The organism is Variovorax sp. Root411, from assembly GCF_001425205.1.
Taxonomy (GTDB): domain Bacteria; phylum Pseudomonadota; class Gammaproteobacteria; order Burkholderiales; family Burkholderiaceae_C; genus Variovorax.
Window position 1 is genome coordinate 153,942 of the sequence record NZ_LMDW01000018.1, and the last position, 1,404, is coordinate 155,345.

Here is a 1,404-nt window from a genome sequence, read left to right on the forward strand (position 1 = left end):
CACGCCCAAAGGGGTGGAGAACATCAGGAAGGCGATCATCGAGACCGCACCTCACATGGAGGTCAGCGCGGTGCGCTCCAGTGCGACCGATCAGGACACAGCAGCAGAATATGAAATCGAGACACTGACGAACCAAGAGTCGCCGATTGACTATCGCTATCCAGGAGGTAACTACGTCATGCCCAAAGGTGCAGACGGCGGAAACCTCTCCTACATAAAGTTCAACTTGCCGTCGGACCGTATCACCGACGATGAAGGGTTGGCACAGTTTTCAGACCTCTTGCGCTTCATCTGCCAGCGTCTGCCAGTGCGCGGCGGCTACGGCGGTCTTTCACCCATCCTGCCATACAGCTTCCACCGCTTCATGCCGCAGGAATATGCGTTGGCGGCGCGTTTTAGCGGCCTGGAGATCGACAGTTATGCCTTCACGGAGAAGGACAACTACGTATCGAGTTCCTATGAAGGTGATTCGTCCGAAAAATGCACGGCGTACTTCTCCTGCCTTAAGCCAGGCGCAAAGGTTGGGCGCTACGGCTTCATCAAGAGCGTCAGCTGGTACACCCTGCTTGGCGACGTGTTCGTTGATCGCCTGGGTGGTGAAGCAGCGGTGCGATCCGCGCTGAATCGCGAGGACATCGGTATCGAGCGCATCGGCCAATGTCTGTTGATCCGGGCCGGCGAGTTTCCGCGCCTGGGCGCACCGGAAGAGGGGCTGCCTGAGCCCTATGTGTTCGTCAACAAGGTGCTGCGCGTTCTGCGCAATCCGAAGCCAGATTCGCTGCACTCTTACATGCCCGATATTCCGCATGCGGACAAGAAGGCGACTCGTCACTGGCAAGCGCGCTTCGATTTGCCGGGTGCGCCACCGATCCCATCCCCGCCAGAGGTGGTGCCGCAGTCAAGCTCAAAGCCCGCAGGCCGGCTGGTGGTTCACCCTGGCACTGTCTGACAGCCTGCGCCACTTCAAGACTGGCGAGATCATGCCGGTGATCAAGGGCAGTACCTTTGGTGGCACCTATTGGCAACGTATGAACGACAAAGAGGCCGCCAAACGATGAGTCCGCGACAGACCAGTGTGGTACGAGGATTGGATTCCCGATACCGGCCGGGCGCGCACCGAGATCGCCAACGCCATCGCGGCGCTCTGGGACAGCACCAAGCAAAGGGCGAGCCACCTGGCGTCGGCAGGTTGATCCGATCGTCTTATTTTCATTGCATGCGTAAACAGCAGTTGCCTCATGTCCCCCACAGAACCTAAAGCCGTCCTGACCCCGTTCGAAGCCTTGGTGCGCTACCGGAATGAACTGACCCTGCAATTGGCCGATGGCCGCCCCGTCGTGCTGCCTGGCGTGATCGGCACCGTTTTCTTCGAGCGCGGCTCCAAGCCGGAAGTGCGCCAAGGCA

Annotated in this window: 1 protein-coding gene; it reads left to right on the top strand. The window is 59.4% G+C overall.

Features of this window, described 5'->3' with window-relative positions; genetic code table 11:
• The first annotated feature begins 55 nt into the window (after positions 1-55).
• Positions 56-949, top strand: coding sequence for a type VI immunity family protein (locus ASC92_RS22615; RefSeq protein WP_414820421.1), 894 nt, complete (start codon positions 56-58; stop codon positions 947-949).
• Positions 950-1,404 lie beyond the last annotated feature (455 nt).